Source organism: Pseudomonas fluorescens (assembly GCF_902497895.1).
GTDB classification, from domain to species: domain Bacteria; phylum Pseudomonadota; class Gammaproteobacteria; order Pseudomonadales; family Pseudomonadaceae; genus Aquipseudomonas; species Aquipseudomonas fluorescens_BP.
Genome location: NZ_CABVHQ010000113.1, coordinates 1 through 7,916, shown reverse-complemented (window position 1 = coordinate 7,916; position 7,916 = coordinate 1). Strand labels below are relative to the sequence as shown.

Genomic DNA, 7,916 nt, shown 5'->3' with positions numbered 1-7,916 from the left:
CAGCAGCCCCGGCCAAGCCAGGCGCCAAGGTTCACGCCGGCCCGGCGGTGCGCCAACTGGCCCGTGAATTCGGCGTCGAGTTGAGCGCGGTCAGCCCAAGCGGCCCGCACGGCCGTCTGCTGAAAGAAGACGTGCAGGCTTACGTCAAAGCCATGATGCAGAAGGCCAAGGAAGCACCAGCTGCTGCTGGCGGCGCAACCGGCGGCGCGGGCATCCCACCGATTCCGGTCGTAGATTTCAGCCGCTTCGGTGAAATTGAAGAAGTGCCGATGACTCGCCTGATGCAAATCGGCGCGTCGAGCCTGCATCGCAGCTGGCTGAACATTCCGCACGTAACGCAATTCGACTCGGCGGATATCACCGAGCTGGAAGCCTTCCGTACCGCTCAGAAAGCCGTTGCAGAGAAGGCTGGCGTCAAGCTGACCATCCTGCCGCTGCTGCTCAAATCCTGCGCGCACCTGCTCAAGGAACTGCCGGACTTCAACAGTTCGCTGGCACCAAGCGGCAAGGCGATCATCCGCAAGAAGTACGTGAACATCGGCTTCGCGGTAGACACTCCAGATGGCCTGCTGGTACCGGTCATCAAGGACGTCGACAAGAAGAGCTTGCTGCAACTGGCCGCCGAAGCCGCCGTTCTGGCGGAAAAGGGCCGAACCAAGAAGCTCACCGCTGACGACATGCAAGGCGCCTGCTTCACCATTTCCAGCCTCGGGCACATTGGCGGCACCGGCTTCACGCCGATCGTCAACGCGCCGGAAGTGGCGATCCTCGGTGTTTCCAAGGCAACCATCCAGCCAGTCTGGGACGGCAAAGCCTTCCAGCCGAAACTGATGCTGCCACTGTCGCTGTCCTACGATCACCGAGTGATCAACGGCGCCGCTGCAGCACGCTTCACCAAGCGTCTGAGCGATCTGCTGGCGGACATCCGCACCATCCTGCTGTAAGACCGACCGGCCCTCCTGCCACGGAGGGCCGGCGCGCTCCACGTTTTCCGAGCGCCACGCTCGTACCTCAACCCCGCCAGTTTGGCGGGGCTTTTTTTTGCCTGAAATAAATCCCCGGCTTCTCCCCGATCAAAGTCGAAAGTTCTGACGAACCTGACAACTTCTCGCCTACTGCTCTTTAGCAAACTACGCACTTTATATATCCACAAATACCGCACGCTAAAACTCACTGCATGAACAACGCATTCCGCTTGCGTTGTTAATCTTACCTATACACATCCAGGCCCTTTACTGCATCGGCAATAACTACTTATTTATCAGCTTTTTTCGACAGGATTCGAAAAAAGATTAAACCCAGCGTTGGCCCGATCATTGGCCATACTACTGCTCATCATTCGCGTATATTCCTGCGCGCCCTTTACAGCGAAGCCTCTTTGACTTTCGGCGGCATTCGCCATCGCAGGCCGGGAGAGCAGACGTGGTCGCCAGGCACTTTCGTGTTGCTGGACAAGCAACACGATATGTCAGGTGTTGTTGTACTGAATGGACTGCAAGCCGAAACCCGATATGAATATCAGGCGGGCTGGTTCACCACGACTGACAAGCGTGAAGCTGTGGATAGCGTCAATGAACTTGCACTGCGTTGGCCAGAACATATTTACACACTTAAAACCCGGTCCAACAATAAGGCCCTACCCCGTTCCTATATCCTTGGGTCGTGCCGTTACTTGCGCATGACCCTGGGTACTCCCATTGCACCCGAATGGGGAGACCGCATATTTGCAGCAATCAATACCCTGGCCCAACACTCCGAAACACCGATTGACGGGATACTGATGTTGGGCGATCAGGTCTATGTCGACGATATGAACATTGTCGCGCCAGACCGCGAATACCAAGACATTTTGCACAAGTACCAGACTGCGTTCTCTCAGCCACATATCCGCCAGTTGATGGCCCATGTGCCGACGTACATGATTCTGGATGATCATGAAATCGAGGATAACTGGCCGGCCAAGGCCAGCAGCAATGACCAGTTGCTGTTCAGCAATGCCATTCGCGCCTATGAGCTCTACCAGTGCAGCCACAGCCCGGCCCATGCGCTTTTGCCGTCAGGGCGACTGGAGCGCAACATTCCTCACTACTGGTATCAATTCGCTGATGGCGACATTGAATGGTTCGTGCTGGACACCCGGACCCGCCGCACGCTTGCCAACGCAGATCGGCGCATTCTCGACAGTGAACAGGAACACGCATTGCTCGACTGGCTTGTCACCAGCAATTCGAGGGTCAAGTTAGTGGTCAGCAGCGTCATGTTCTACCCGGACCTCAAGAACGATGGCGGCGATGCCTGGAAGTCTTTTCCGGCACAGCGCGACCGGATCCTGGAAACCATCCGCGACAACAAGATCAACAATGTGATTTTTATCGCCGGCGATGTGCACGGGTCAATGACCAGCCAGCTGACCCACAGTGAAGACCCGGACTTCATGGTTCATACCATCGTTTCCTCGCCGCTGTACAACAGCAAGCTGCTGCCGTATGCCAAAGCCGATAGTTTCATCCTCGACCAGCCACTCGCGAGCCTTGGCCGCGGCAGTTATCACCAGAAGCTCACCAGCAGAGTGGTCTGCGAGGACAATTTTGCGCGTATCTTCATCGATACCGAGCGCATCCGTGTCGATTACCACAACAAACTCGGCGCGCTCCTGCAATCAGTGAGCATCGCACTACGCTGATGCCCAACGCTCCCGCGCCCACGGGGCAGATGAGCACCTGCATCTGCCCCGTGGAAATCAATTTCGCTGCTGACTGCAGAAAACTCCTGCCCGGCCGACAAACGTCTATAGCACTTAGCCTTCATCCTCTCTTGTCAGTCTGTGTTACATGATGCATCTTTGCCGCAGACAACAGCTAAGAGGGCGCGAGCCCGGCGCGATCAGCATTTTCGAGGCGAGTCTCCCCATGAAAAGCCAACCCGATGCCGCGAGCCGTATGGCGGCCGAGGTAGTGACGCAGTTGCCTGTGCCCTCGCGGCTCGGCATGCTGCGTTTCGAACGGCTGAATGAGGTTAGCTGGGCCCTATTGTTTCTTGATCCCAATTGCCAACGGCAGTTCGGCATGGCCGCCGTCGAGCTCTGCTCACTGGTAGGTTCACCCTATGCCAGCCTGATGGAGCCTGAAGCACGCTATCATCTGCATGACGCGATCCAGCTGCAGTTGACCCTGAGTCCGCACTACCTGATCCGCTACACCCTGCATACCGCCCAAGGGCCCTTGAGCCTGCTCGAACTGGGTGAAGCCTACAAACAACACAATCGGCACCTGCTGCGTGGTTACCTGCTAGTGGTGGACAACCTGTTCAGCGAGACTGCGCAACTGCCGACCAACAATCACAACCGACGTACCGCCACCAGCGCGCTGCACCTGTTCCAGCGCGCCGTCGAGCAAAGCGCCAACGCTTTTCTGCTGGTCAATTGCGACGGCGTGGTGGAATACGTCAATCCGAGCTTTACCGCGATCACCCAATACACCACCGAAGAAGTCCACGGCCACAAGCTGTCGGAACTGCCGGCCCTGGAAAACCTCAGCGAATTGCTGTTCGACGCGCCATCAAGCCTGGCCAAGAGCAACAGCTGGCAGGGTGAATTCAAGAGCCGGCGCAAAAACCTGGAACCCTACTGGGGTCAGCTGTCGATTTCCAAGGTCTACGGTGACAATCGCGAACTGACCCACTACATCGGCATCTACGAAGACATCACCCAGACCAAGCTTGCCCAGCAACGCATCGAGCGCCTGGCCTACACCGACAACCTGACCAACCTGGGCAACCGTCCGGCGTTCATCCGCAACCTCGACGAATGCTTTGCCCGCGACAGCGACACCCCGATCAGCCTGCTGCTGGTGGACATCGACAACTTCAAGCGGATCAACGACAGCCTCGGCCACCAGACCGGCGACAAACTGCTGATCAGCCTTGCCCGGCGCTTGCGCAACAGCCTCAGCCCGAGCGGAAGCCTGGCGCGTTTCGCCAGTAACGAATTCGCCGTGCTGCTCGACAACACTGACCTTGAAGCCAGTCATCAGGTCGCCTACCAGTTGCTGATGACACTGGACAAGCCGATGTTCGTCGACAACCAGTTGATCAACGTCAGCGGCTCCGTGGGCCTGGCCTGCGCGCCGCTGCATGGCCGCGACCCGCAAACCCTGATGCGCAACGCCGGACTTGCGCTACACAAAGCCAAGGCCAACGGCAAACACCAGGTTCAGGTATTCACCGAAGCGCTGAACGCCGAGGCCAGCTACAAGCTGTTCGTCGAAAACAACCTGCGGCGCGCCCTGACCCAGAACGAGCTGGAGGTGTTCTATCAGCCCAAACTCTGCCTGCGCAGCGGTCGCCTGCTGGGGATGGAAGCCTTGCTGCGCTGGAACCATCCGGAAAAAGGCATGATTCGCCCGGACCAGTTCATCAGCGTCGCCGAAGAGACCGGGCTGATCATCCCCATTGGCAAATGGGTCGCCCGCCAGGCCTGCCGCATGAGCAAGCAGCTGACCGCTGCCGGCCTGGGCAATCTGCAAGTGGCGATCAACCTGTCACCCAAGCAGTTTTCCGATCCGGATCTGGTGGCGTCCATCGCCGGCATTCTCAAGGAAGAACAGTTGCCCTCTTCCTTGCTGGAGCTGGAGCTGACCGAAGGCCTGCTGCTGGAAGCCACCGAAGACACTCACTTGCAGCTCGACCAGTTGAAACGCCTGGGCCTGACCCTGGCCATGGACGACTTCGGCACCGGTTACTCGTCGCTTAGCTACTTGAAGAAATTCCCGATCGACATCATTAAGATCGATCGCAGTTTCATCCATGAAATCCCGGACAACCAGGACGACATGGAAATCACCTCCGCAGTGATCGCCATGGCCCACAACCTCAAACTGAAAGTGGTCGCCGAAGGCATCGAGACCGCCGAGCAGCTGGCATTCCTGCGCCGCCACCGTTGCGACGTCGGCCAGGGCTACCTGTTCGACCGGCCAATCCCGGGGTCGGAGTTGATCAAAAGGCTCAAACGCTACCCGCGCGGCCCAAACGCCTGACAGCGCTGTAACACTCGGGCACACTGGCGGCCTGACTCTTTACTGTTAACTCAATCTGACTGAGAGGACTGATCATGGTCTTGCGCTCGGAAATTCTGGTGAACAAAAACGTGCTTCCAACCAAAGAACAAGCTCCGCCTGGCCGCGAAACCCCGATGACCGTGCCGGCCGAACATTTCGTCAACGGCAACCCGCTGCTCGGCCCATTCCCGGGCAGTGTGGACTTCGCAATCTTCGGTCTGGGTTGCTTCTGGGGCGCGGAACGGCGCTTCTGGCAGCGCGAAGGCGTGTTCAGCACATCGGTGGGCTACGCTGGCGGTTTCACGCCGAACCCAACCTATGAAGAAGTCTGCTCGGGCCTGACCGGTCACAGCGAAGTCGTGCTCGTGGTCTACGAACCGGAAAAAGTCAGCTACCAGGAACTGCTGGCGATGTTCTGGGAACTGCACAACCCGACCCAGGGCATGCGCCAGGGCAACGACATCGGCACTCAATATCGCTCGGTGATCTACGCCACCAACCCCAGCCAACTGGAAGCAGCGAAGGCCAGCGAGAAAGTGTTCCAGGCTGAACTGACTAAAGCGGGCCTGGGCACCATCACCACCGAAATCGAAGAAGCCCCGACGTTCTACTACGCCGAGGTTTATCACCAGCAGTACCTGGCAAAGAACCCTGAGGGTTACTGCGGGATCGGCGGCACAGGCGTGACTTGCCCGATTTGATCCGGTGATCGCAAAAAGATCGCAGCCTGCGGCAGCTCCTACGGGATCGAGGTAAACCGTTTGTTCCCGGTTGTACCCGATCCTCGCAGGAGCTGCCGAGCCCGTAGGAGCTGCCGAGCGTAGCGAGGCTGCGATCTTTTGATCTTGCTGTTTATTCAGAGATCAACCAATCCATCTGCCACCCGCCCTGCGTTTGCCCAAGCTTCTTCGACAGCCATGGCAGCAACTCACGCAACTCTTCCTCCAGCCCCCACGGCGGATTGGCAATCGCCAGCCCCGAACCATTCAGGCTATTGGGCGTATCCAGCGGATGCACCAGCAACTCCACCCGCAACAGTTTTGGCGCACCGGTGCCGGCCAGGTCCTGATAGAACCGGCGCAACATCCGTTGATCCTTCACCGGGTACCAGATCGCCGCTACCGTCTGGCGCATCCGGCCAATTGCCTCTTTCAACGACGCTGCGCAGCGCTGCATCTCATCCAGTTGCTCGAACGGCGGATCGATCAGCATCAACGCCCGTTTCTCCGCCACCGGCAGCAAGGCCCGCGGCACGTGCCAGCCTTCACCCAGGTGCACCGCAACCCGACGATCGCCCTTCATATTGTCCTTGAGCAACCGCCCGTCTTCCGGGTGCTTCTCGTTGAGCAACACCCGATCCTGGGAACGGGTCAACCGCCGCGCCAGCTCCGGCGAGCCCGGGTAATAGCGCAACTCGCCATCCGGGTTCATCTCATGTAGCACCTGCATGTAATCAGCCGTCAGCAACGGCAGATCCGGCTCAGCCCACAACCGGGCGATGCCCTCCAGATACTCGCCGGTGCGACTGGCCTCATCACCCTTGAGGTCATACAGGCCAATACCGGCGTGGGTATCGAGATAGGCAAACGGCTGCTCCTTGCGCGACATCAAGGCGATGAGGCGGGTCAAGGTCAGGTGTTTGAAGACGTCGGCGTGGTTGCCGGCGTGGAAGGCGTGGCGATAGTTCATGGTTGCTCCTGCGCAGGAGGCGAAGTTTACCTTGTACGGCGCAGAACGTCAGGGCTTCACAGCCGGGCGGAAGGACACCGCCCCCCTGTGGCGAGGGGGCTTGCCCCCGTTCGGCTGCGCAGCAGTCGTAAAACCGGTAGATGCGGTTTACCTGAAACACCGCGGTGGCTGGTTTTTGGGGCCGCTGCGCGCCCCAGCGGGGGCAAGCCCCCTCGCCACAGGGTTTGTGCCTATTTCGAGATCTGCGCCTGCACCGTCGACCGATCACGTTCAGCAGATCACACCCATCGCGCAGTGGAATGGCACACAGCCGGGCAAAGTCGTGGAGGATCACCGCATCGGTATGAATCTCCTCGCGCATGGCCAGGTTCTCCATCAGCTGAGTGACGGCGCGGATGCGGTAATCAGCGGCGTCTTGCAGCACATCGAGTGGCGCCTGGGTGTCGACGAACAGGGTCGGGATATCGCAATCGTTGCTGGTGAGGGGCATGTAGCGATTGGTGGAGGTTGAACTGGGTGGATCGGGGGTGATGGTTCTCACGAGTCTGGCTCCTAACGTATGGTTGGAGCCGCCAGAAATTACTTCCACATAATAGGTGGCGGCTGTACGCAGGTGTGGAAGACCGGAACGTTAGGTTCCCGGCACACTCAAGAGTGTCCCGCGCACAGCCACCATAAAACACAGACGATAAAAAACGCCATGCAGGTGGCGCTTTGTGCGCCTAACGATATAAGGGCTTCCACACCCTGTCACTGATTTTGCAGCGACTCACAAAGATTATCGGTGCAGCCAATCCCCCGCTAGTTCACACAAGCCGCCACAACTTGCGGGAAATGTCCGATGAGTTCGTCCCAAATCTTTGTCGTCTGACTCACGGGCAAGCCCCAATGCCAGTCAGTTAAGCGACATTTTTTTGAGGCGCGCTTCAGATTGTTTGCCAGGCTCAAGAACCACCCCTCACCCTAACCCTCTCCCCAAGGGGCACAGGTATCTACACAACTTTGAAATACGGCGTAGGGCTGAATCCGTAGCAGCTGCCGAGCCTGCGAGGCTGCGTTCGAGGACGCAGTCGTCGCAAATCCTGTGCCCGCGGTTTACCTGAAAAAGCGTGTTGCCTGATTTTACGACCGCTTCGCGGCCGGACGCAGCCTCGCAGGCTCGGCAGCTGCTAC

At 58.6% G+C, this 7,916-nt stretch carries 5 protein-coding genes and 1 pseudogene; 4 read left to right on the top strand and 2 right to left on the bottom strand.

The window, feature by feature from the left end; genetic code table 11:
• The 4 genes from F8N21_RS29235 to msrA all read left to right on the top strand — a co-directional run.
• A partial coding sequence (locus F8N21_RS29235) for a 2-oxo acid dehydrogenase subunit E2 (protein ID WP_191624430.1) occupies positions 1-944 on the top strand: 944 nt, incomplete at its 5' end.
• 521 nt (positions 945-1,465) lie between these two features.
• Complete coding sequence (locus F8N21_RS29230; RefSeq protein WP_224788313.1) at positions 1,466-2,683, top strand: alkaline phosphatase D family protein; 1,218 nt, start codon at positions 1,466-1,468, stop codon at positions 2,681-2,683.
• Positions 2,684-2,909: 226 nt separating this feature from the next.
• The gene (locus F8N21_RS29225; protein ID WP_150645438.1) at positions 2,910-5,033 is read left to right on the top strand and encodes a putative bifunctional diguanylate cyclase/phosphodiesterase; all 2,124 of its coding nucleotides are present in this window, start codon (positions 2,910-2,912) and stop codon (positions 5,031-5,033) included.
• 74 nt (positions 5,034-5,107) lie between these two features.
• On the top strand, positions 5,108-5,755 hold the full coding sequence (gene msrA / locus F8N21_RS29220) for a peptide-methionine (S)-S-oxide reductase MsrA (RefSeq protein WP_150645437.1): 648 nt from the start codon (positions 5,108-5,110) through the stop codon (positions 5,753-5,755).
• Between the two features lie 151 nt (positions 5,756-5,906).
• Here the strand turns inward: msrA and F8N21_RS29215 are convergent, their stop codons facing one another.
• Both F8N21_RS29215 and F8N21_RS31200 read right to left on the bottom strand, forming a co-directional pair.
• On the bottom strand, positions 5,907-6,743 hold the full coding sequence (locus F8N21_RS29215; RefSeq protein ID WP_150645436.1) for a 23S rRNA (adenine(2030)-N(6))-methyltransferase RlmJ: 837 nt from the start codon (positions 6,741-6,743) through the stop codon (positions 5,907-5,909).
• Between the two features lie 241 nt (positions 6,744-6,984).
• Positions 6,985-7,284 (bottom strand): annotated as a pseudogene (locus tag F8N21_RS31200) (hypothetical protein); the annotation flags it as partial.
• Between the last annotated feature and the right edge of the window lie 632 nt (positions 7,285-7,916).

Coding starts and splice junctions, on each gene's coding strand:
- F8N21_RS29230 (WP_224788313.1), top strand. CDS start 1,466: ATGTCAGGTGTTGTTGTACTGAATGGACTGCAAGCCGAAACCCGATAT.
- F8N21_RS29225 (WP_150645438.1), top strand. CDS start 2,910: ATGAAAAGCCAACCCGATGCCGCGAGCCGTATGGCGGCCGAGGTAGTG.
- msrA (WP_150645437.1), top strand. CDS start 5,108: ATGGTCTTGCGCTCGGAAATTCTGGTGAACAAAAACGTGCTTCCAACC.
- F8N21_RS29215 (WP_150645436.1), bottom strand. CDS start 6,743: ATGAACTATCGCCACGCCTTCCACGCCGGCAACCACGCCGACGTCTTC.